This window comes from Dyadobacter endophyticus (genome assembly GCF_014641595.1).
In the GTDB taxonomy this organism is placed as follows: domain Bacteria; phylum Bacteroidota; class Bacteroidia; order Cytophagales; family Spirosomataceae; genus Dyadobacter; species Dyadobacter endophyticus.
Genome location: NZ_BMIA01000002.1, coordinates 1,636,652 through 1,658,038 on the forward strand (window position 1 = coordinate 1,636,652; position 21,387 = coordinate 1,658,038).

At 45.3% G+C, this 21,387-nt stretch carries 35 protein-coding genes; 1 reads left to right on the top strand and 34 read right to left on the bottom strand.

Features of this window, described 5'->3' with window-relative positions; genetic code table 11:
* Nucleotides 1–127 precede the first annotated feature (127 nt).
* Complete coding sequence (locus IEY24_RS18905) at nucleotides 128–829, top strand: rhodanese-like domain-containing protein (protein ID WP_188934891.1); 702 nt, start codon at nucleotides 128–130, stop codon at nucleotides 827–829.
* A gap of 58 nt (nucleotides 830–887) precedes the next feature.
* Here the strand turns inward: IEY24_RS18905 and carA are convergent, their stop codons facing one another.
* From carA to rpsL, 34 genes are all read right to left on the bottom strand, one after another.
* Nucleotides 888–1,997 (bottom strand): glutamine-hydrolyzing carbamoyl-phosphate synthase small subunit, encoded by a 1,110-nt coding sequence (gene carA, locus IEY24_RS18910; RefSeq protein ID WP_188934892.1) that lies wholly within the window; start codon nucleotides 1,995–1,997, stop codon nucleotides 888–890.
* 150 nt (nucleotides 1,998–2,147) lie between these two features.
* Entirely contained in the window at nucleotides 2,148–2,699 is a 552-nt protein-coding gene (gene rplQ, locus IEY24_RS18915) for a 50S ribosomal protein L17 (RefSeq protein WP_188934894.1), read from the bottom strand.
* A gap of 72 nt (nucleotides 2,700–2,771) precedes the next feature.
* Nucleotides 2,772–3,761 carry a DNA-directed RNA polymerase subunit alpha gene (locus tag IEY24_RS18920; protein ID WP_041735400.1) on the bottom strand — a complete coding sequence of 330 codons (990 nt, stop codon included), beginning with the start codon at nucleotides 3,759–3,761 and terminating at the stop codon, nucleotides 2,772–2,774.
* A gap of 135 nt (nucleotides 3,762–3,896) precedes the next feature.
* A complete protein-coding gene (gene rpsD / locus IEY24_RS18925; RefSeq protein WP_188934896.1) occupies nucleotides 3,897–4,502 on the bottom strand; it encodes a 30S ribosomal protein S4 in 606 nt (201 codons plus the stop codon).
* An 88-nt stretch (nucleotides 4,503–4,590) separates the two neighbouring features.
* Complete coding sequence (rpsK, locus tag IEY24_RS18930) at nucleotides 4,591–4,986, bottom strand: 30S ribosomal protein S11 (protein ID WP_015813813.1); 396 nt, start codon at nucleotides 4,984–4,986, stop codon at nucleotides 4,591–4,593.
* A gap of 42 nt (nucleotides 4,987–5,028) precedes the next feature.
* On the bottom strand, nucleotides 5,029–5,406 hold the full coding sequence (gene rpsM / locus IEY24_RS18935; protein ID WP_188934898.1) for a 30S ribosomal protein S13: 378 nt from the start codon (nucleotides 5,404–5,406) through the stop codon (nucleotides 5,029–5,031).
* A gap of 5 nt (nucleotides 5,407–5,411) precedes the next feature.
* On the bottom strand, nucleotides 5,412–5,528 hold the full coding sequence (gene ykgO / locus IEY24_RS18940; RefSeq protein WP_015813811.1) for a type B 50S ribosomal protein L36: 117 nt from the start codon (nucleotides 5,526–5,528) through the stop codon (nucleotides 5,412–5,414).
* A 39-nt stretch (nucleotides 5,529–5,567) separates the two neighbouring features.
* Complete coding sequence (gene infA, locus IEY24_RS18945) at nucleotides 5,568–5,786, bottom strand: translation initiation factor IF-1 (protein WP_015813810.1); 219 nt, start codon at nucleotides 5,784–5,786, stop codon at nucleotides 5,568–5,570.
* Nucleotides 5,787–5,798: 12 nt separating this feature from the next.
* Nucleotides 5,799–6,596, bottom strand: a complete 798-nt coding sequence (map, locus tag IEY24_RS18950) for a type I methionyl aminopeptidase (protein ID WP_188934900.1) — start codon at nucleotides 6,594–6,596, stop codon at nucleotides 5,799–5,801.
* 1 nt (nucleotide 6,597) lies between these two features.
* Nucleotides 6,598–7,911, bottom strand: a complete 1,314-nt coding sequence (gene secY / locus IEY24_RS18955; protein WP_188934902.1) for a preprotein translocase subunit SecY — start codon at nucleotides 7,909–7,911, stop codon at nucleotides 6,598–6,600.
* A gap of 60 nt (nucleotides 7,912–7,971) precedes the next feature.
* A complete protein-coding gene (rplO, locus tag IEY24_RS18960) occupies nucleotides 7,972–8,418 on the bottom strand; it encodes a 50S ribosomal protein L15 (protein ID WP_188934904.1) in 447 nt (148 codons plus the stop codon).
* A gap of 12 nt (nucleotides 8,419–8,430) precedes the next feature.
* Nucleotides 8,431–8,610, bottom strand: coding sequence for a 50S ribosomal protein L30 (rpmD, locus tag IEY24_RS18965; protein ID WP_031528736.1), 180 nt, complete (start codon nucleotides 8,608–8,610; stop codon nucleotides 8,431–8,433).
* A 33-nt stretch (nucleotides 8,611–8,643) separates the two neighbouring features.
* Nucleotides 8,644–9,159 (bottom strand): 30S ribosomal protein S5, encoded by a 516-nt coding sequence (rpsE, locus tag IEY24_RS18970; protein ID WP_188934906.1) that lies wholly within the window; start codon nucleotides 9,157–9,159, stop codon nucleotides 8,644–8,646.
* 14 nt (nucleotides 9,160–9,173) lie between these two features.
* A complete protein-coding gene (gene rplR, locus IEY24_RS18975; RefSeq protein ID WP_188934908.1) occupies nucleotides 9,174–9,527 on the bottom strand; it encodes a 50S ribosomal protein L18 in 354 nt (117 codons plus the stop codon).
* 47 nt (nucleotides 9,528–9,574) lie between these two features.
* A complete protein-coding gene (gene rplF / locus IEY24_RS18980) occupies nucleotides 9,575–10,132 on the bottom strand; it encodes a 50S ribosomal protein L6 (protein WP_188934910.1) in 558 nt (185 codons plus the stop codon).
* 21 nt (nucleotides 10,133–10,153) lie between these two features.
* Nucleotides 10,154–10,552: a 30S ribosomal protein S8 gene (rpsH, locus tag IEY24_RS18985; protein ID WP_026350532.1), complete on the bottom strand. Its 399-nt coding sequence runs from the start codon at nucleotides 10,550–10,552 to the stop codon at nucleotides 10,154–10,156.
* 77 nt (nucleotides 10,553–10,629) lie between these two features.
* Complete coding sequence (rpsN, locus tag IEY24_RS18990; RefSeq protein WP_031528741.1) at nucleotides 10,630–10,899, bottom strand: 30S ribosomal protein S14; 270 nt, start codon at nucleotides 10,897–10,899, stop codon at nucleotides 10,630–10,632.
* Nucleotides 10,900–10,928: 29 nt separating this feature from the next.
* On the bottom strand, nucleotides 10,929–11,483 hold the full coding sequence (rplE, locus tag IEY24_RS18995; protein WP_090380023.1) for a 50S ribosomal protein L5: 555 nt from the start codon (nucleotides 11,481–11,483) through the stop codon (nucleotides 10,929–10,931).
* Between the two features lie 74 nt (nucleotides 11,484–11,557).
* The gene (gene rplX / locus IEY24_RS19000; RefSeq protein ID WP_019941742.1) at nucleotides 11,558–11,899 is read right to left on the bottom strand and encodes a 50S ribosomal protein L24; all 342 of its coding nucleotides are present in this window, start codon (nucleotides 11,897–11,899) and stop codon (nucleotides 11,558–11,560) included.
* A gap of 47 nt (nucleotides 11,900–11,946) precedes the next feature.
* Entirely contained in the window at nucleotides 11,947–12,315 is a 369-nt protein-coding gene (gene rplN, locus IEY24_RS19005) for a 50S ribosomal protein L14 (protein WP_015813798.1), read from the bottom strand.
* Nucleotides 12,316–12,317: 2 nt separating this feature from the next.
* Entirely contained in the window at nucleotides 12,318–12,581 is a 264-nt protein-coding gene (gene rpsQ / locus IEY24_RS19010; RefSeq protein WP_188934912.1) for a 30S ribosomal protein S17, read from the bottom strand.
* A gap of 14 nt (nucleotides 12,582–12,595) precedes the next feature.
* Complete coding sequence (rpmC, locus tag IEY24_RS19015) at nucleotides 12,596–12,790, bottom strand: 50S ribosomal protein L29 (protein WP_015813796.1); 195 nt, start codon at nucleotides 12,788–12,790, stop codon at nucleotides 12,596–12,598.
* 39 nt (nucleotides 12,791–12,829) lie between these two features.
* A complete protein-coding gene (rplP, locus tag IEY24_RS19020; RefSeq protein ID WP_019941740.1) occupies nucleotides 12,830–13,258 on the bottom strand; it encodes a 50S ribosomal protein L16 in 429 nt (142 codons plus the stop codon).
* Between the two features lie 44 nt (nucleotides 13,259–13,302).
* Nucleotides 13,303–14,133 (bottom strand): 30S ribosomal protein S3, encoded by an 831-nt coding sequence (gene rpsC, locus IEY24_RS19025; RefSeq protein WP_188934914.1) that lies wholly within the window; start codon nucleotides 14,131–14,133, stop codon nucleotides 13,303–13,305.
* Nucleotides 14,134–14,152: 19 nt separating this feature from the next.
* Nucleotides 14,153–14,530 (bottom strand): 50S ribosomal protein L22, encoded by a 378-nt coding sequence (gene rplV / locus IEY24_RS19030; RefSeq protein ID WP_188934916.1) that lies wholly within the window; start codon nucleotides 14,528–14,530, stop codon nucleotides 14,153–14,155.
* Between the two features lie 50 nt (nucleotides 14,531–14,580).
* Nucleotides 14,581–14,859, bottom strand: a complete 279-nt coding sequence (rpsS, locus tag IEY24_RS19035; protein WP_015813792.1) for a 30S ribosomal protein S19 — start codon at nucleotides 14,857–14,859, stop codon at nucleotides 14,581–14,583.
* Between the two features lie 7 nt (nucleotides 14,860–14,866).
* Complete coding sequence (rplB, locus tag IEY24_RS19040) at nucleotides 14,867–15,694, bottom strand: 50S ribosomal protein L2 (protein WP_019941737.1); 828 nt, start codon at nucleotides 15,692–15,694, stop codon at nucleotides 14,867–14,869.
* A gap of 37 nt (nucleotides 15,695–15,731) precedes the next feature.
* Nucleotides 15,732–16,019, bottom strand: coding sequence for a 50S ribosomal protein L23 (gene rplW / locus IEY24_RS19045; protein WP_015813790.1), 288 nt, complete (start codon nucleotides 16,017–16,019; stop codon nucleotides 15,732–15,734).
* Nucleotides 16,020–16,021: 2 nt separating this feature from the next.
* Nucleotides 16,022–16,651 carry a 50S ribosomal protein L4 gene (gene rplD / locus IEY24_RS19050; RefSeq protein WP_188935260.1) on the bottom strand — a complete coding sequence of 210 codons (630 nt, stop codon included), beginning with the start codon at nucleotides 16,649–16,651 and terminating at the stop codon, nucleotides 16,022–16,024.
* 4 nt (nucleotides 16,652–16,655) lie between these two features.
* The gene (rplC, locus tag IEY24_RS19055) at nucleotides 16,656–17,276 is read right to left on the bottom strand and encodes a 50S ribosomal protein L3 (RefSeq protein WP_188934918.1); all 621 of its coding nucleotides are present in this window, start codon (nucleotides 17,274–17,276) and stop codon (nucleotides 16,656–16,658) included.
* A 284-nt stretch (nucleotides 17,277–17,560) separates the two neighbouring features.
* A complete protein-coding gene (gene rpsJ / locus IEY24_RS19060; RefSeq protein WP_015813787.1) occupies nucleotides 17,561–17,866 on the bottom strand; it encodes a 30S ribosomal protein S10 in 306 nt (101 codons plus the stop codon).
* 134 nt (nucleotides 17,867–18,000) lie between these two features.
* On the bottom strand, nucleotides 18,001–20,121 hold the full coding sequence (gene fusA, locus IEY24_RS19065) for an elongation factor G (protein WP_188934920.1): 2,121 nt from the start codon (nucleotides 20,119–20,121) through the stop codon (nucleotides 18,001–18,003).
* A gap of 227 nt (nucleotides 20,122–20,348) precedes the next feature.
* On the bottom strand, nucleotides 20,349–20,816 hold the full coding sequence (gene rpsG / locus IEY24_RS19070) for a 30S ribosomal protein S7 (RefSeq protein WP_019941733.1): 468 nt from the start codon (nucleotides 20,814–20,816) through the stop codon (nucleotides 20,349–20,351).
* A 119-nt stretch (nucleotides 20,817–20,935) separates the two neighbouring features.
* Nucleotides 20,936–21,349 carry a 30S ribosomal protein S12 gene (gene rpsL / locus IEY24_RS19075; protein WP_026350530.1) on the bottom strand — a complete coding sequence of 138 codons (414 nt, stop codon included), beginning with the start codon at nucleotides 21,347–21,349 and terminating at the stop codon, nucleotides 20,936–20,938.
* Nucleotides 21,350–21,387: the final 38 nt, after the last annotated feature.

Sequence of the window (21,387 nt, forward strand, 5' to 3'; positions counted from 1 at the left end):
TGCAGCTTGTGGTTTAATTAAATTGGAATATGGTTAACGCTACAAAATAACGCAAAAAAAATGGTCATCCATAAACTCCGATTCATTTTAGGCTAAATTTACGGTCAAGTCAACCACACCATTTACTATGAAATTAACCCATATTCTGACCATCGCATTATTAAGCTCACCTCTTGCATTACAAGCTCAGAAACAGCTCACTACGGAAGAATTCGAAAAACAGCTGGCCAAATCCGGCGACGCCCAGCTCCTGGATGTACGTACACCCGACGAGTATGGCGAGGGCCATTTGGCAAATGCCGCGAATGTCGATTATAAAAGTCCATCATTTAAGGAAAAAATTGCCAAACTCGATAAGAGCAAGCCCGTGTACGTGTATTGCCTCTCGGGTGGAAGAAGCGCAGCCGCGGCGACTGCATTGCATGAAAGCGGTTTCGGGGAAGTTTACGATATGAAAGGCGGCTACCTGAAATGGAATACCTCCGGCAAGGCCGTTGAGGGTGCCAACAAAGCAGGTGTGAAAGGCATGAGCACCGCGGAATTTAACAAAATCATAAACTCCGAAAAGGTCGTCCTCATCGACATTCACGCCAAGTGGTGCCCGCCCTGCGTGAAAATGCTCCCTACCGTTAACAAGCTGCAAAAGGAATATTCAGGAAAGGCTAAAATTGAAACGATCGCTTTTGACCCCAATAAAGCATTAGTAAAAGAGCTGGGCGTTGACGAAATCCCCGCATTTCTCCTTTATAAAAACGGAAAGCTCGTTATGCGCAAGAATGGTTTTATGGAAGAAAAGGAATTCCGCTCGTTACTGGATTCGCAGCTATAACTCGATATTAACACAAACAAAAAGTCCCTCCGCATTACGTGGAGGGACTTTTCTGCTTTTATGATTTGCTTGCTTCCAGCAACTTAATAAACTCGTCGAACAAGTAACGTGAATCGTGCGGACCTGGCGATGCTTCCGGGTGGTACTGCACCGAGAATGCCGGGTAATCCTTTCTGCGGATACCTTCGATCGTCTTATCGTTCAGGTTAATGTGCGTAACCTCGATGTCAGGGTGGCTTTCGATCTCGTCAGGTTTCACGGCGAAACCATGGTTTTGCGAAGTGATCTCGCAAAGACCTGTGATCAGGTTTTTCACCGGATGGTTCAACCCGCGGTGGCCGTGGTGCATTTTGTAAGTATTGATTCCGCTCGAAAGCGCCAGCAACTGGTGGCCTAGACAGATACCAAAAAGCGGCTTAGCCGTTTCTACCATTTGGGTTACGTTTTCAACCGCATATGCCATTGCAGAAGGATCACCGGGGCCGTTCGAGATGAAGAAACCATCCGGATTCCATTGCAATACCTCTTCGTAGGATGTTTTTGCAGGGAAAACCTTGCAATAGCAGCCTCTCTGAGTCAGGTTAAGCAGAATGCTTTTCTTGATACCATAATCCATTACAGCAACGCGGAATTTCGCAGTGGCTTCGTCGCCCATGAAGTATGGCTCCTCGGTTGTCACTTCCGAAGAAAGTTCCAGTCCGTCCATCGAAGGGACTTTCTTCAATTCTTTCATCAGTTCCACTTCATCGAGGATCTCGGAAGAGATAATGGCGTTCATTACCCCCTTCTCACGTACGTGGCGTACGAGGTGGCGCGTGTCCACATTGCTGATGCCGACGATGTTTGCCCTTTCGAAATACTCTTGCAGAGAGAAATCAGCGGTGTCGCGTGAATAGATCTGTGAGAATGTGTTACAAACCATCCCGCGGATCTTTACCGAGCCAGATTCCTCCTCGTCTTCCAACTGAACACCGTAGTTACCGATGTGCGAGTTGGTGTTTACGATAATCTGACCGTAATAGGAAGGGTCTGTGTAGATCTCCTGATAGCCGGTCATGCCCGTGTTAAAGCAAATCTCGCCACCGGTGGTTCCACTTTTACCCAAAGCGAGTCCTTTGTATGCTGTTCCGTCTTCTAGCAACAACAGAGCTTCCTTTTTCTGATTCATATTATGGTTTAATCTGTTTTCCGGGCTGTTTTACGCCATTTCGAGGCTGCCGGTTCAATTTTGGTGCAAAAATACGAATTTTCACTCATAAAAAAGGGTTAAACGAAACCGTTCAACCCTTTTCCTATATTTCAATTTCCGATCTCCAAACTATTCCTTTTCAGTTTCGCCTGGTGTTTCCTCTGTTTTCGGAGCTTCTTCTTCAGCCGGAGCCTCAGTTTCCGCTACGATCGGATGATCTTCTTTTTTAACAGGAGCAGCTTCAACAGCCCCTTCTTTCTTACCACCTCTTCTACTGCGACGAGTCTTAGCAGGTTTGTCGGCATTGGCAAGCAACAGTGCATCGTTGAAATCAACCAGCTCGATCAGCGCAGTTTCAGCCGCGTCACCCAAACGGTTACCCAATTTGATGATACGAGTGTAACCACCCGGGCGAGATGCGATTTTGTCTGAAACGATTCCGAAAAGCTCTTTTGTCGATTCTTTGTCGTTCAGGTAAGAGAATGCTATCCTTCTGTTGTGGGTAGTATCTTCTTTCGCACGAGTCAGCAGGGGCTCAACGAACTTACGAAGTTCTTTTGCCTTAGCCAGGGTTGTTTCAATTCTTTTGTGAAGGATCAAAGAGGAAGCCATGTTTGAAAGCATCGCCTTGCGGTGTGATGCGGTTCTTCCTAAGTGATTGTCCTTTTTACCGTGTCTCATTGTTTTGTTGTTTAGTTGCTTCGAGCGGCGCGGTTAGCGCGCTACAGAATACATACTTATGATGGAATTTAATTAATCCTCGTCCAGACGGTACTTCGACACGTCCATTCCAAATGTGAGCTGTTTGTCGGCTACTAATTGCTCCAACTCGGTGAGTGATTTCTTACCGAAGTTCCGGAATTTCATCATATCAGAAATTTCCAGTCTTACCAGGTCACCCAAAGTTTTCACGTCCGCAGATTTCAGACAGTTGTAAGCGCGTACGGACAGATCCAGTTCAGACAATGAAGTCTTCAACAGTTTTCTCATACGTAGCATTTCCTCATCAACCTGATTGTCCTCCTCAGCTTTCTGCTTCTCAAACGTCATCGTTTGGTCAGAGAACAGCATGAAGTGTTGGATCAGAATATTGGCAGCACCTTTCAATGCATCTTCCGGGTGGATTGAACCATCGGTTTGGATGTCGATCAAAAGACGTTCGTAGTCGGTACGCTGTTCAACACGCGTGTTTTCAACGCTGTATTTCACATTTTTGATAGGCGTATAAATCGAGTCTACCGCGATGTAGCCGAACGGAAGCTCATTGGCCCGTGGTTCGTCTGCCGGCACGTAGCCTCTACCTTTATCCAGGAGAAGTTCCATTTCGAACTCCTTCTGATCATCTATATGGCAAATGACCTGGTCCGGATTCAGAACCTCAAATGCGCTTGTAAACTTGCCAATGTCGCCGGCAGTGATGACGGAAACATTTTTGAGGTTTACTACGATCCTACTCTCACTCAGGTCAGAAACTTTTTTAAAACGAACCATTTTAAGGTTCAGGATGATTTCCGTAACATCCTCAACTATACCTTCGATAGAAGAAAATTCGTGAAGCACGCCTGGGAACTTCACACTCGTGATGGCATAGCCTTCCAAAGATGAAAGGAGAATTCTACGCAACGCATTACCAATGGTTACGCCGTATCCTTTCTCTAAAGGCTTAAACTCAAACAACCCGTGAAAGTCGTCTGCTTTCTCCATGACGACCTTATCAGGCATTTGGAAAGCTAATATTGACATAGTCCTTGCTCCTTTTATAGTAGTAAATGATAGTTGATCACGCTACCTTACCTTTGCGATCGCAAAAATTGCGCTGTTGCCAGCAAAAAAAGCACTACCCCGAATATTCGGGGAGTGCATGTAATATGAAGATTATTATTTAGAATACAACTCAACGATCAGCTGTTCGTTGATGTTTTCTGGGATTGACTCGCGGTCGGGGAATGTAACAAACTTGCCAGACAATTGCTGACCGTCCCACTCCAACCAGTTGAAACCTTTTGCGCTATGTCCTGCAAGGCTATCTGTAACAGCTTCGAGAGATTTAGACTTCTCACGAACAGTTACAACCTGTCCTGGGCGCAATGAGTAAGAGGGGATGTTTACGATCTCTCCGTCAACAAGGATATGCTTGTGCGAAACGAGCTGACGAGCAGCGCGGCGAGTTGGAGCAATACCCAAACGGTAAACTGTATTATCCAGACGAGCTTCACAATATCTCAAAAGGTTTTCACCTGTAAGACCTGCTTTAACAGAAGCTTTCTCAAACAAGCTACGGAATTGTCTTTCAAGAATACCGTAGATGAATTTCACCTTTTGTTTCTCAGCCAATTGCAGAGCGTACTCTGACTTCTTCGACCGACGACCCTTTCCGTGCATTCCGGCAGGGTAATTTTTCTTTGCAAGCGCTTTGCTTGGACCCATGATGGGTTCTCCGTAACGTCTTGCGATTTTGGTTTTGGGACCTGTGTAACGTGCCATTAAAACTTTTTGTTAACTAAAATTGAAAAAAACCATTCTGTAACCCCAGTGTCCAAATTACGAATGGGTACCTATTCGGTACTTACTACTATACTCTACGACGTTTTGGAGGACGGCATCCGTTGTGCGGAAGCGGAGTGATATCACGGATAGTGGTCACTTCGATACCTGCATTCTGGATGGTACGGATCGCAGACTCACGGCCTGATCCTGGTCCTTTCACGAAAACCTCAGCTTTACGCATTCCGAGGTCGAATGCCACTTGCGCAGCGCTCTGTGCAGCAGTTTGTGCTGCGTATGGAGTGTTCTTCTTAGAACCACGGAATCCCATTTTACCCGCAGAACCCCAAGAAATAACTTGTCCGTTGCTGTTTGTAATTGAGATGATGATATTATTGAAAGAAGCTTTGATGTGTACCTGACCAACAGGTTCCACAACAACCACTCTCTTCTTAGCTTTATCTTTTCTTTTATTCTGTGCCATTGCTGTTGGAATAAGTTGTGGATCGCTCCACCGCTCACTTTATTATTTAGTAGCCTTTTTCTTGTTAGCGATTGTTTTGCGTTTACCCTTACGAGTACGTGAGTTGTTTTTCGTTCTCTGACCACGCAAAGGCAATCCCTTACGGTGACGGAGGCCACGATAACAAGCAATATCCATAAGACGCTTAATGCTCAACTGTACTTCAGACTTAAGAGCGCCTTCTACTTTAAATTCCCCGGCAATAACTCCACGGATCGCGCCAGACTCTTCGTCTGACCAATCGATCACTTTTTTGTTCAAATCAACACCTGCCTTTTCGAGGATTTTCTTAGCCGAGCTACGGCCGATCCCGAAAATATAAGTCAATGAGATTTCGCCTCTTTTGCGATCTGGAATGTCTACTCCTGCAATACGTGCCATAATTATTATCCTTGTCTTTGTTTATACCGTGGGTTTTTCTTGTTAATCACATACACTTTACCCTTCCGGCGGATAACCTTGCAGTCTTCGCTGCGTTTCTTTACTGATGCTTTGACTTTCATCTGATTAAACTTAGTGTTAATTTAAGGTAATCGATCCCCTTACTTGTACCGATATGTAATCCGGGCTTTCGATAGGTCGTAAGGAGACATTTCTAGTTTTACTCTGTCACCCGGCAATATTTTGATATAGTGCATTCTCATTTTACCGGAGATATGCGCTATAACTTCATGCTTATTCTCTAATACAACACGAAACATTGCGTTTGACAATGCTTCGAGAATTACTCCGTCTTGTTCGATTGATGCTTGTTTTGCCATTCGTAGCGTTTGTTACTGTACTTCAACCATAAGGCTGGTGTTGGCCGTCACTTTTTCAATGTAATCGAATGTTGTCAGAATCTCTGCCTTTCCTTTCCGCACTACTACGGTGTGTTCGAAATGCGCGGAATACTTTCTGTCATTAGTCCGGATCGTCCAGCCGTCGCGCTCCTGCACCACTGCTTTCGCTCCTAGGTTGATCATCGGCTCGATCGCTAAAACCATGCCTTCTCTCAACCGTATTCCTTTGCCTCGTTTACCGTAGTTTGGTACTTCCGGAGCTTCGTGCAGATCTCTGCCCACTCCATGCCCTACCAACTCCCTCACCACTGTATAGCCACGGTCTTCAACATAACTTTGCACTGCGTGGCCAATATCACCGATCCGAAGGCCATCTACCGCTTGCTCGATTCCCCTGTACAGGGACTTCTTGGTTGCAGTAAGAAGATTCATCACTTCTTTGGAAACCTCTCCCACCGGGTAAGTGTACGCGCTGTCGCTATGATAGCCATTCAGCTTGACCCCGCAGTCGATGGAAACGATGTCCCCCTCTTTTAGCACGTAGCCCCCGGGGATCCCGTGGACTACTACTTCATTAACCGATATACAAAGAGAGGCTGGAAATTTGTTGAATCCCTTGAATGAAGGGATCCCACCGTTATCTCTGATGTACTCCTCAGCAACCGCATCCAACTTTCCGGTTGTAACACCAGGTTTTACCCAGGTAGCTACTTCCGCGTGTGCCTTGCCGAGCACTTGAGCACTAACCTTTATCAGGTTGATTTCCTCTTCTGTTTTAAGATAAATCATTTCAGATTGCTACGCTCTCGGTCCGTCCTTTTACACGACCCGACTTCATCAATCCTTCATAACGACGCATGAGTAGATAGCTTTCCACCTGTTGCAAGGTATCCAGAACCACACCTACCATGATCAGCAACGAAGTTCCTCCGAAGAAGTGAGCAAAGTCTGTCGAGATTCCCAAAAGACTTGCAAATGCAGGCAATGTTGCAACAACCGCCAGCATCAACGCGCCAGGGAAGGTGATACGGTCGAGCACAGAGCTGATGTATTCAGATGTTTGCTGACCTGGTTTAACACCGGGGATAAATCCACCTCCTCGTTTCATGTCATCAGCAATCTGCTGAGGGTTCACCGAAATTGCGGTATAGAAGAACGTAAAAACAATAATCAATACTGCGAACAGGAGGTTGTATTGCCAGGTCGTGTAGTTAGCGAAAATCGTTGCTACGTTGCTGGCGAAATCACTTTTCTCAGCAAAATAAGATGCGCCCAATGAAGGGATAAACATCAAAGCCTGTGCGAAAATGATAGGCATTACACCTGCTGCATTCAATTTCAATGGAAGATATTGACGCTGACCTCCCATTACGCGGTTACCTACCACCTGCTTAGCATACTGGATAGGGATACGACGAACAGCCTGGGTCAACATCACGGCACCCATAATTACAAAGTACAGGGCGACAATTTCCAATACAAAAATCAGAATTCCTCCGCTACCTCTTGATACGAACTCTTTGTAGATCGCACCAGGAAAACGCGAAACGATACCGATCATGATCAGCATCGAAATACCGTTACCAATACCCTTGTCTGTGATTCTTTCACCGAGCCACATACAGAACATGGTACCCGCTGTCAATACGAATACCGACGAAATGGTGAACATGCTTCTGGAAACCAGAAGAGCCTCGTCAGGTACAGTAGTATTCAAATAAGCAGTACCTTGAACAAGTGTAACAACGATAGTCAGAACCCGGGTAATTTGGTTCAGTTTCTTACGTCCTGATTCCCCCTCCTTCTGCATTTTCTGGAAATATGGCAGCGCCATAGTCAACAGCTGGATGGCAATGGAAGCAGAAATGTAAGGCATGATACCCAACGCAAAAATGGACGCTTTGCTAAAAGCGCCACCTAAGAAAGTATCCAGCAACCCCAACAATCCCTGAGTGGATACATTCATTTGATCAGGCTCAACACCTGGCAACGCAACGTAAGACCCCAACCGGAAGATCGTTATAAACAAAAGAGTGTTGAGAATACGTGTTCTCAACTCCTCAATTGCAAATATGTGTTTTATTGTCTCTAAAAATCGTTTCATCTTCTGGGCTTACAACGCTCTGTTCAAAGTAAACAAATTCTGTCGGGTATCGCAGCTAAATTACAATTTAACTGCTTTGCCACCTGCCTTCTCGATCGACTCGATAGCCGATGCGGAAAACCCATGAGCCTGAACTTCAACAGCAGAAGAGATTTGGCCACGGTTAAGGATTTTAACCAGGTCATTCTTTGCGCTGAGACCATTTTCACGAATCAGATCCAACGTTACTACCGCAACTCCGGTTTTTTCAACCAATGCCTGGATTGCGTCCAGGTTCAACGCCTTGTATTCAACGCGATTGATGTTGTTGAAACCGAATTTCGGCAAACGTCTTTGAAGAGGCATCTGACCACCTTCGAAGCCCAGCTTGCGGCTGTAACCTGAACGCGACTGCGCTCCTTTGTGTCCACGTGCAGCAGTGCCCCCTTTTCCTGAGCCCTGACCACGTCCAACCCGCTTTCCTACCTTAACGGAACCAGCAGCCGGTTTTAATGAACTTAAATTCATACTATTGGAATATTAGATTTCTTCGACTTTAACCAAGTGGCTTACCTTGCGGATCATTCCTGCAATGGCATCGCTGTTTTCTTTCTCAACAGACCGGTTCAGTTTACCAAGACCCAACGCTTTAATCGTCAGTTTTTGTCTTTCAGGACGGTCAATTGTGCTCTTAACTTGTGTAATACGTACTTTTGACATGATTACTCTCAGATTGAGGATAATCCCGAAGGATTATCCGTTGAATACTTTTTCCAATTTAACGCTGCGTTGGAAAGCAACCTGATGCGGAGCTCTCATTTTCAAAAGAGCGTCAATTGTAGCCTTGATTACGTTGTGCGGGTTCGATGAACCTTTGGATTTCGCAAGTACGTCTTTGATACCTGCGCTTTCCAGCACTGCGCGCATCGGGCCACCTGCCAGTACCCCTGTACCAGGAGCTGCCGGCTTGATCAGAACGAAACCGCCGCTGAACTTACCTTCCATTTCGTGAGGAACGGTATGTTTTAGCATAGGAACTTGGATCAGGTTTTTCTTAGCATCGTCAATTCCTTTGGCGATCGCGTCGGTTACCTCATTGGCCTTACCCAATCCGTAACCTACTACTCCGTTTCCGTCTCCTACAACCACAATGGCAGAGAAGCTGAAACGACGACCACCTTTTACTACTTTTGCTACCCGGTTGATCGCTACAACGCGCTCTTTCAGGTCTGATTCGTTAACCTTTGAAGGTCTTGTATTTGTAGACATAGTCTTTGTTATACTTAGAATTTCAGGCCACCCTCACGAGCTCCGTCGGCCAATGCTTTTACCTTACCATGGTACAAATATCCATTACGGTCAAAAACTACTGCCTGGATACCTGCTTCCTGCGCCTTCTCTGCGATCTTCTTACCTACCTGGGCAGCAACTTCAACATTTGTGTTTTCTTTTCTGCCTCCCAAATCTACCGATGATGCACTTGCAAGGGTGATCCCTTTGATGTCATCGATAATCTGCGCATATATACTTGTGTTTGAACGGAAGACTGAGAGTCTAGGGCGTTCTGCACTTCCCTTCACCCGTTTACGGATGTGAAGTTTAAGGCGTGTTCTTCTATCTGCTTTTGCGTTAGCCATCTTAAATCTTATCTTACTTGTTTATAACATTGATCGGTGGCTACGCACTATTTCTTAGAAGCAGACTTACCTGCCTTACGACGGACCACTTCACCAACAAAACGGATACCTTTTCCTTTGTAAGGCTCAACTTTGCGAAGGGATTTGATTTTCGCTGCCACGGAACCAATCAGCTCTTTGTCGATACCCTCAAGAATTACCTTAGGGTTCTGACCTTTTTCCGAGGTAGTAGCAACTTTGATCTCCTCCGGGATCGCCATGAAAATATTGTGAGAGTAACCCAATTGAAGTTCGAGAACATTGTTCGCCGCACTCGCCTTGTAACCTACCCCAATAATTTCAAGCTCGCGCTTGTAGCCTTCGCCTACACCGATCACCATGTTGTTCAACAGGGAACGATAAAGGCCGTGCAATGCTTTGTGACGTTTTTGCTCTGTAGGGCGCGTTACTTTCACCTCGCTACCTTCAACTTCAACAGTAATATCGGTGTCGATAGCCTGGGTAAGTGTGCCTTTCGGGCCTTTTACAGATACTACGTTATCGTCTGCAACCGATACGGATACGCCCGCCGGCAACGTGATAACTTTATTTCCTATTCGTGACATTTCCTGAATAACTTTTAAATATTAATACACGAAACATAACACTTCACCACCCACATTCAGTGTCTTAGCTTCTTTATCTGTCATTACACCTTTCGATGTAGAGATAATCACTGTTCCTAAGCCGCCCAATACACGTGGCAGTGTTGATGAACCTGAATATTTACGTAGTCCAGGCTTACTAACCCTCTCCAATTTTACAATTGCAGATTGCTTTGTCACAGGATTATATTTCAAAGCTATCTTGATAACTCCCTGAGGACCAACCTCGTCGAATTTATAACTTTGAATGTACCCTTTGTCAAAAAGTACCTTTGTAATCTCTTTTTTTATGTTGGATGCAGGTATCTCAACAACCCGGTGCTTCGCTTTGATAGCGTTTCTGAGTCTCGTCAGATAGTCTGCTATGGGATCCGTTAACATGTTTATGCCAAGTTTAAACACCCCCTTTTGAACGGGAGTGCAAAGTTAAGTAATTGAAATCAGAATTGAAAGTATTCTTACCAACTTGATTTTGTAACTCCTGGAATTTTTCCATCTGACGCCATATCGCGGAACAGAACCCGGGAAATTCCGAATTTACGCATATAACCGCGAGGTCTTCCAGTGATTTTGCACCGGTTGTGCAGGCGTACAGGAGAAGAGTTACGTGGTAACTTGTCAAGACCAACCCAGTCACCGGCAGCTTTTAACTTGGTACGCTTTTCAGCATAACGTTCTACTAGTGCTTGTCTTTTTCTCTCCCGTGCTTTTACTGATTCTTTTGCCATTGTCGGTAAATAATCTTAGTAGTATTTTCTTATTTATTCGCGTTGGTGAAAGGCATTCCTAATGCTTTCAGCAATTCGTAGCTCTCTTCGTCAGAGTTGGTAGAGGTCACGAAAGTGATATCCATACCAGTGATCTTCGCCACTTTTTCGATGCTGATTTCAGGGAAAATAATCTGCTCCTTCACACCGAACGTATAATTTCCACGTCCATCGAATCCTTTGTCGCTGATTCCTTTGAAGTCACGTACACGTGGCATTGCAATGGAAGTCAAACGGTCGAGGAATTCGTACATCTTGTCACCACGAAGCGTTACTTTCGCTCCGATAGGCATGTTTTCACGCAATTTAAAGTTAGAAACAGCCTTTTTGGAGATAGTAGCTATTGCTTTCTGTCCTGTGATCAGGCTCAACTCTTCCACACCGGTGTCAACAAGTTTCTTGTCTGCAACAGCAGCTCCGATACCTTTGTTGATAACAATCTTTGTCAAGCGGGGAACCTGCATGCTTGATTTATACTGAAATTTCCCCTTCAATTGCGAAACGATTTCGCTAACGTATTTCTCTTTTAATCTAGGCGTCGCCATGTTTGAAAGTGATTATGTGGATTGCCGACCCACGCGCTTGGTTATAAAAATCAACTGCTTTCGGCAAATCCGGACTACAATAAGTTTCCGGATTTTTTTGAAAAGCGTTGCAGTTTTCCTTTGTCATTCGCTTTACGGCCGGTTCTTGAAGCTTCACCTGTTTTAGGATCTACTACCATCAGGTTACTGATGTGAATGGCGCCTTCGCGTTTTTCGATGCTGCCTTGTGGATTTTGCGCGTTTGGCTTAACGTGCTTCGTGATCATGTTCACGCCTTCCACAGTAGCTCTTTGTTTTTCTACAAGCACCTTGGTGATCACGCCGGTTTCGCCTTTTGCATTACCTGAAATCACTTTCACGGTGTCACCCTTGCGAACGTGCAATTTTGCCGGTGCTTTTTTATTTGTACTTTCCATTGAGGTATTCTCTTAACAGTTTAAAGAAATACTGATGTTTTGATTTCTTACAACACTTCTGGTGCCAGTGATACGATTTTCATGAACTGCTTTTCGCGCAATTCCCGGGCAACCGGTCCGAAAATACGTGAACCACGTGGCTCATCGTTGTTGTTCAATAAAACTGCCGCATTATCTTCAAACCGGATGTAGGTACCATCCTTACGACGTACTTCTTTCTTCGTACGTACAACAACGGCTTTGGAAACCGTTCCTTTTTTCATATTGCTCGAAGACAGAGCGGATTTCACTGTCACGACGATCTTATCGCCCACCGAAGCATAACGCTTTCCAGTTCCGCCCAATACCCGGATTACGAGTACTTCTTTCGCGCCACTGTTATCGGCTACTGACAGTCTTGATTCTTGTTGTACCATGATTACTTCGCTCTTTCAAGGATTTCTACTAATCTCCAACGCTTGTTTTTGCTAAGCGGACGAGTTTCCATTACACGGATCGTGTCACCGATTCCAACCTGGTTTGTTTCGTCGTGAACCATCAGCTTGGTAGTTTTAGTCATAAACTTACCATACTTAGCGTGTTTCACTTTACGCACGACAGTGATCACACAGGATTTCTCCATTTTGTTGCTCACTACCTTGCCAACTCTCTCTTTACGTAAATTTCTTTCTGTTGCCTCCATAATTTCTAAACTGTTTACTGTTGGTTAGATTTAGCCGACAGCTCTGTTAAGAGTCTTGCAATTTCCTTACGTGAGGCGCGAATACGCAGAGGATTCTCAATTGGAGAAATAGCGTGAGCAAATTTCAACCGGAGTAAGCGCTCTCTCTCTTGGGCGATCTGCTCTTTCAGCTGATCCTGCGACAGATTCTTTATTTCTTTACTAGTCATTGCTTTTGATAATTAGCGGTTCTTAATACGTTCGGACTACTATGATTCCTGATAATCCCGGCGTACGACGAACCTTGTCTTAATTGGCAACTTTTGTGCAGCCAAACGCAATGCTTCGTTTGCAGTATCCAGCGCTACACCAGTCGCTTCGAAAATGATAGTTCCAGGTTTAACAGGAGCTACCCAATACTCAGGAGCACCTTTACCTTTACCCATACGAACCTCGGCAGGTTTTTTGGTAATCGGTTTGTCAGGGAATACACGGATCCAAACCTGACCTTCGCGTTTCATTGCACGTGTCACCGAGATACGGGCTGCTTCGATCTGGCGAGCAGTCAACCAACCTGGTTCCAGTGCCTTTATTGCAAACGATCCAAAAGCAATCTCATGTCCGCGGGTCGCGAGACCGTTGTGCGAACCTTTGTTCTTTTGTTGTTTGCGAAATTTTGTCCTTTTCGGCTGTAACATGATTCTAATCTATTTGAACCGGTTTGATACCGGAAAGTATCTGATTACTTTTTCTTGTTCTTGTTGCGTTTGCGACGATCTGCATCACCACCACCGCCTTCACCACGTGGAGCTCCTCCATCGTTTCTGTCACGGCCACCTCTTCTGTCGCCACGTCCGCCACGGTCGTTACCACCACGTTCGCCACCTTGTGCGCTTCTTTCAGCTCTGTCGGATGCCGCAGTTGCTGCGCTTGGGGTGAGGTCACGCTTTCCGTACAATTCACCTTTGAAGATCCATACTTTAATACCGATCTTACCGTAGATAGTTTGTGCTTCGGAGATAGCGTAATCGATGTCCGCTCTCAATGTATGCAAAGGAATACGTCCTTCTTTGTATTCTTCTGTACGGGCCATTTCAGCACCACCCAGACGACCTGCCAAACGGATTTTGATTCCTTGTGTTCCTACACGCATTGCAGAAGCGATAGATTGCTTCATTGCACGACGGTAAGAGATACGAGCCTGCAATTGCTGAGCGATTGCCTCGCCTACTAGTTTTGCATCGATTTCAGGACGTTTGATTTCGTAGATGTTAATCTGAACATCTTTTCCTGTAATCTTTTTAAGCTCTTCCTTGATTTTATCAACCTCGCTACCACCTTTTCCGATCACGATACCCGGACGGGCAGTGTGGATAGTCAAAGTGATGCGTTTAAGTGTACGTTCAATAACTACTTTTGAAATCGATCCTTTCGGGATACGCGCTTTGATGTAGTTACGGATTTTTTCGTCTTCAACCAGTTTGTCAGAGAAGTCTTTTCCTCCGTACCAGCTAGATTCCCATCCTCTAACAATTCCTAGTCTTAGACCTATCGGATTAACCTTTTGTCCCATTCGAAATAGATCGTTTTACTTATGATTCGCTAATTACTGCTTCATTTACTGACACCGACGCGTCGTCTACCACGATTGTGATGTGGTTGGAACGCTTACGGATCCTGTGTGCTCTTCCCTGAGGTGCAGGGCGCAAACGCTTTAACATGCGTCCACCGTCAATAAATACGGTCTTAACGATCAGGTCAGCGTCTTCCAGTTTCGATCCTTCGTTCATTTGCTGCCAGTTGGCAACAGCCGAAAGAAGAACTTTGTGCAAAACCGGCGATGAAGCTCTCGGTTGGAATTTCAAAAGTGCCAACGCTTTGCTGACCTTCTGTCCGCGAATCATGTCGGCCACCAATCTCATCTTACGAGGAGAAGTAGGCACATCCTTTAATATAGCTCTTGCTTCCATGTTTCTTTTCAGATATCGGCTCGTCCGTTAGGACCAGCTACGTCGACAAATTATTTTCTTCCTTTATCTTTTTTAGCGGTGTGGCCACGGAAGTTACGGGTTGGAGAGAACTCGCCCAGTTTGTGTCCTACCATGTTTTCAGTCACATAAACCGGAATGAACTTGTTTCCGTTATGTACCGCAAATGTGTGCCCGATAAAATCAGGCGAAATCATTGAGCGCCGCGACCAGGTCTTGATGACAGATTTACGCGACGAGTTGTTCATCGTTTCAACTTTGGCTTCGAGACGAAAGTCGATATATGGTCCTTTTTTTAATGAGCGTGCCATGTTCTACTTATTTTTTACGACGGCTGATAATCAATTTCTCAGAATGCTTGTTGCGGTTACGTGTCTTAAGACCCTTCGCGAACTGACCATTTCTAGAACGAGGCTGACCTCCTGACGAACGGCCTTCACCACCACCCATTGGGTGATCAACAGGGTTCATAGCAACACCACGTACGCGTGGACGACGTCCCAACCATCTTCTGCGACCCGCTTTTCCAAGCGAAACGTTCATGTGGCTAGCATTGGAAACAACTCCAACCGTTGCGATACAAGTAGCAAGTACCATACGCATTTCGCCAGATGGCATTTTCAATACTGCGTATTTTCCGCCTTCTCTCGCTACCAGCTGCGCGTAAGCACCGGCGCTTCTTGCAAACTGACCACCTTTACCAGGAGTCAATTCGATGTTGTGTACAATCGTACCGACAGGCATCGATCCCAATGGAAGGGCATTTCCAACCTCAGGAGCTACTGAATTTCCGGACACGATAACTTGTCCAACTTTCAGACCGTTTGGTGCAATGATGTAACGTTTTTCTTCGTCCTCAAACTGGATCAGGGCGATACGCGCTGAACGGTTTGGATCGTATTCGATCGTAAGGACAGTAGCGGGAGCGTCGAAACGGTTTCTTTTGAAATCGATAACGCGGTATTTTTTCTTGTGACCGCCACCAATATATCGCATGGTACGATGTCCCTGGCTGTTACGACCACCTGTTCTCTTGATGGGTTCCAGAAGACTCTTCTCAGGCTTCGACGCGGTGATCTCCTCGAACGTAGGAGCCGAGCGGAAACGCTGACCAGCACTTGTAGGTTTTAATTTTTTAACTGCCATTTGCTATTAACTCGTCTAATGATTTGAAATCGTTCAACTAGGCTTCACCATAGATATCGATGGCTTCGCCTTCGGCTACTGTAATGATCGCCTTTTTGATAGTTGACGTTTTTCCAGTGACAAACTTACCTCCCGATGTGCGGGATTTGCTTTTACCAATGCTGCGCATGGTGTGAACACTTTCTACGGTAACCCCGAACAGTTTCTCAACAGCCTTCTTGATCTCTACCTTGTTTGCAGTAAGGGAGACTTCGAAAGCGTATTTACCTTGACCACCCTGAGCCGTTACCTTTTCGGTTATAATCGGACGTTTCAGTACACTCATTGTTATTTGTTCAATTGGGTTTCCAAAATAGAAAGAGCAGATTCACTTATCAGAAGACGGTCTGCATTCATCAGGTCATATGTATTAACCGCATCCACAGTTGTAACTTTCGCTTTCGGAATGTTACGGCTAGACAGGTATACATTGTTGTCGATCTCTGGGAGGATCAATAATGTCTTTGTATTCACAAGAGAAAGTGAATTCAATACATTCAGGAAAGACTTCGTTTTGGGAGCTTCGAAAGTGAACGCTTCCAGAACCGAAACGGCGTTAGCTTGCGCCTTAACAGAAAGTGCCGAACGGCGAGCCAATGCTTTTACTTTCTTGTTTACTTTGAAACCGTAGTCGCGTGGACGTGGACCGAAAATACGGCCACCACCTACGAACACTGGAGACTTAATGCTACCTGCACGAGCTCCGCCGGTTCCTTTTTGGCGTTTGATTTTACGTGTAGAGTGACTTACCTCTGCACGTTCTTTTGATTTGTGCGTTCCCTGACGCTGGTTAGCCAGGTAAAGCTTCACATCGAGATAGATCGCGTGCGTGCTAGGTTCAATGCCGAATACTTCCTCAGACACATTTACCTTCTTGCCGGTATCTTCTCCTTTTATATTTAATACGGACAGTTCCATCGTACTACTTCTCAATGATTAGAAATGAATTCTTCGAACCCGGTACTGAGCCACTCACTACAAGAATGTTTTGCTCAGGTATCACTTTCAGAATACGCAAATTCTGAATCTTTACACGATTGTTACCCATACGTCCACCCATACGAATGCCTTTGAATACGCGTGATGGGAATGAACAAGCACCAATCGAACCTGGGTGACGGGCTCTGTTGTGCTGACCGTGTGTCTGACCACCTACCCCGGCGAATCCGTGGCGTTTTACAACACCTTGGAAACCACGACCTTTGGCAGATCCTACAACGTCAACAAACTCGCCTTCTTCAAAGATATCCGTAACGGATAGTGAAGTTCCAAGTTCATGTTCCACTTCAAATTCCTTAAACTCAACCAATTTTTGCTTGGGAGTCGTGTTGGCTTTTTTGAAGTGGCCAATCAGAGGCTGGGAGGTGTTCTTTTCTTTCTTCTCACCAAAACCTAACTGGATAGCTTTATAGCCATCCTTTTCTTCGGACCTAACTTGTGTAACAACACAAGGACCAGCTTGGATCACAGTACATGCCAGAGCCTGCCCGTCAGCATTGTACAAACTAGTCATTCCGATTTTTTTACCAATTAAACCAGACATGTTTGAAATTTAAATTTAGCAGGTAAAACCCCCTTATTCTTTAAAACGGACTGCAAAGGTAGAAAAAACGATTTTAACATCCTAACAGCCTAAAAATATTTCTCGCTGATAATCAGCAAAAAAGGTCAGATGAACGAACATCTGACCTCATTTTCGAAGAAGCTGACTGGTTATCGGTGTAATCCTATGCCTGTCAGGCTTTTCTGAGTTCAGATGTGGTTTCCAGAGGAACCCGGACCTTCATCCAATTTATGTGGTGGCTTAAATCAATAAGCCGGCATTAACTATACTTTGATCTCTACATCAACACCGCTTGGCAATTCAAGCTTCATTAAGGCATCTACCGTCTTAGCGCTTGTTGAGAAAATGTCTACCAGACGTTTGTAGGTACAAAGCTGGAATTGCTCTCTCGATTTCTTGTTAACGTGCGGCGAACGAAGAACAGTGAATTTCTCTGTCTTTGTAGGCAAAGGAATAGGACCGCTTACTACCGCGCCTGTTGCCTTTACTGCCTTAACGATTTTCTCGGCTGACTTGTCAACCAAGTTGTGGTCGAATGACCGAAGTTTGATACGGATCTTTTGATTCATTGTATTTGTTTGTTTCCGGTTCAGAAAATCTCGCCGGATCGCTCCGGCAGTACACCTTTGAAAGAACCATTTACTTCGCAGGCTATATCATAAAGAATGCGTTGCAGAATGGCTCCTGCAACGCATCTATTGTATTAAGCTTTAACGAGACCTTTCGCTTTCTCGATAACACCGTCAGCGATGTTATTAGGCACGATTTCGTAGTAAGCGAACGTCAGGGATGCAGTAGCACGTCCTGATGACATCGTACGAAGGTCAGTCACATAACCGAACAATTCAGAAAGAGGTACATCGGCTTTGATAACCTGTGCTCCATTGCGGGAGTCCATACCTCTCATGATACCACGACGACGGTTAAGGTCACCTGTGATAGGTCCGGTATATTCGTCAGGAGTCAGAACTTCTACGTGCATGATAGGCTCCATCAATTTCGAACCTGCGTGACGAGCAGCTTCTTTGAAACCGATCTTGGCAGCCAATTCGAAAGAGAGTGAATCTGAATCGACATCGTGGAATGAACCATGGAACAAACGCACTTTCATCGAATCCAAAGGATATCCTGCAAGCGCACCGTTGATCATAGCAGCTTCGAAACCTTTCTGAACAGGAGCGATGAATTCGCGAGGGATAGCACCACCCACAACTTCGTTCACAAACTGCAAACCTTGTTTCGGCTCTTTTCCTTCCTCGTTGTCGTCGCGTGGCCCGATTTCGAATACGATATCGGCGAATTTACCACGACCACCCGTTTGTTTCTTGTAAACCTCGCGGTGTTCGAAGTTCTTGGTAAGGATCTCTTTGTAAGCAACCTGAGGAGCTCCCTGGTTTACTTCCACTTTGAACTCACGACGCATACGGTCGATGATGATTTCAAGGTGAAGCTCACCCATACCTTTGATGATCGTCTGACCAGTCTCTTCGTTAGATTCAACCTGGAGTGTCGGATCTTCTTCGATCAGTTTGGTGATCGCTTTCGAGAAGTTATCGCTGTCAGCAGCTTTCTTAGGCTCGATAGCGTAACCGATTACCGGCTCTGGGAATACCATTGATTCGAGAACGATCGGTGATTTTTCTTCAGAAAGAGTATCTCCTGTTTTGATATCCTTGAAACCTACTACCGCACCAATATCACCTGCTTCAAGCCTGTCAATCTGATTTTGCTTGTTAGCGTGCATTTGGAAAATCCGGGAGATACGCTCTTTGTTTCCTGAACGGTTGTTCAATACATAAGAACCTGATTCCAGTACACCCGAGTAAGAACGGATGAAGCAAAGACGACCTACATAAGGGTCAGTTGCGATTTTGAATGCCAATGCACAGAAAGGATCTTTTTCAGATGGCTGACGGCTGATCTCATTACCTGTACGTGGATCTGTTCCGATAATGCTTTCGCGATCCAATGGTGAAGGCAAAATAGCCATCACGTAATCCAGCATAGTCTGAACTCCTTTATTTTTGAAAGAAGAACCACAAACCATAGGAACGATCTTCATGCTGATAGTTGCAGCGCGCAATGCAGCAAGAATTTCATCTTCAGAGATCGAGTTAGGATCTTCAAAATACTTCTCCATCAAAGTATCGTCGAACTCGGCAACAGCTTCAAGCAATTTCTCTCTCCACTCGGTAGCTTCTTCCAGCATATCGTCAGGAATAGGCACCTCTGTGAAAGTCATGCCTTTATCAGCTTCGTTCCACTCGATACCACGGAAGTTAACGAGGTCAACTACACCGCGGAAAGTATCTTCTGCACCGATAGGCAATTGAAGAGGTACAGCGTAGCTGCCCAACATCTCTTTAACCTGAGTACAAACTTTCAGAAAGTCTGCACCTGAGCGGTCCATTTTGTTTACGAAACCGATACGGGCAACATTATAGTTGTTAGCCAGACGCCAGTTTGTTTCAGACTGAGGCTCAACACCATCTACTGCACTGAAAAGGAACACAAGACCATCCAATACACGAAGAGAACGGTTTACTTCAACGGTGAAGTCAACGTGTCCAGGAGTATCGATGATGTTGATGTGGTATTTTTCGTCGCGGTAGTTCCAGTTAACTGTCGTAGCAGCGGATGTAATAGTGATACCACGCTCCTGCTCCTGCTCCATCCAGTCCATCGTAGCAGCACCATCGTGCACCTCTCCGATTTTGTGGCTAACCCCTGCGTAGTAAAGGATACGCTCCGTTGTCGTTGTTTTACCTGCATCGATGTGCGCGGCAATACCAATGTTTCTTGTTAATCTTAAATCACGTGCCATGACAGATGGTGATGTGTTTTTATATATTCAAAGTGCAATTCTGTGCGAAGCTGTTTGAATTTTTCTCTCAGCGCAAAACGCTGGTTTTCAAAATTCAGAGCGCAAAAGTATAAATTGTTGATTATAAAAACAATTAAGGAAAAGTTATTTTTCTAAAAACCTCAAAATAAAAAAATCGGGAACCCGGATAAACCAGGCTCCCGACCATTCTATTTCTGCGCTCCTGACTAGAAACGGAAGTGCGAGAACGCTTTGTTGGCATCTGCCATACGGTGCGTATCGTCTTTCTTCTTCACAGCAGCACCTTCACCTTTCGCAGCAGCGATAATTTCGCCGGCCAGACGGTCAACCATTGTCTTTTCACCACGCTTGCGGGAATAGTTGATCAACCATTTCATGCCCAGTGACTGCTTGCGCTCAGGACGAACTTCGGTAGGAACCTGGAAAGTAGCACCACCCACGCGACGGCTCTTAACCTCAACGGAAGGAGTTACGTTGTTCAATGCTTTTTTCCATGTTTCCAGGCCATTTTCGCTGGTTTTTTTCTCAACCAGTTCCAATGCATCGTAGAAAATAGTAAAAGCAATGCTTTTCTTTCCTTCGTACATCAGGTTGTTAACGAATTTGGTAACCTGGACGTCCCTGAACTTCGGATCAGGAAGGATATATCTTTTCTTTGGTTTCGACTTTCTCATTTTGTCTTAATGTTTTAACGAGGTTTCGTTTTGCAACTTATTCACCCTGGGGTAATTACCAGGATTACTTCCCTTTTATAAGAATTGAATTACTTAATAAAAGCAGAGAGAGTTACTTTTTATTTTTTCTTACCTTTTACTGGTGCTGCCGGAGCTTGTCCTGGTTTCGGACGCTTCGCACCATATTTAGAACGACGTTGTTTACGGCCGTTCACACCTGCGGTATCCAGTGCACCACGGATAATGTGGTAACGAACACCTGGCAAATCCTTCACACGACCACCGCGGATCAATACGATCGAGTGCTCTTGCAGGTTGTGGCCTTCACCTGGGATGTAGGCATTCACCTCCTTGTTGTTCGACAGACGAACACGGGCTACTTTACGAAGCGCCGAGTTTGGCTTCTTAGGCGTAGTAGTGTACACCCGGGTGCACACGCCCCTGCGCTGAGGGCATGAATCCAAAGCCGGAGACTTGGATTTCCATGTAATGGTCTCTCTACCTTTACGGACTAATTGTGAAATAGTAGGCATTTAACAATTTGATTTTGATTCGGTTACCTAACCGATCG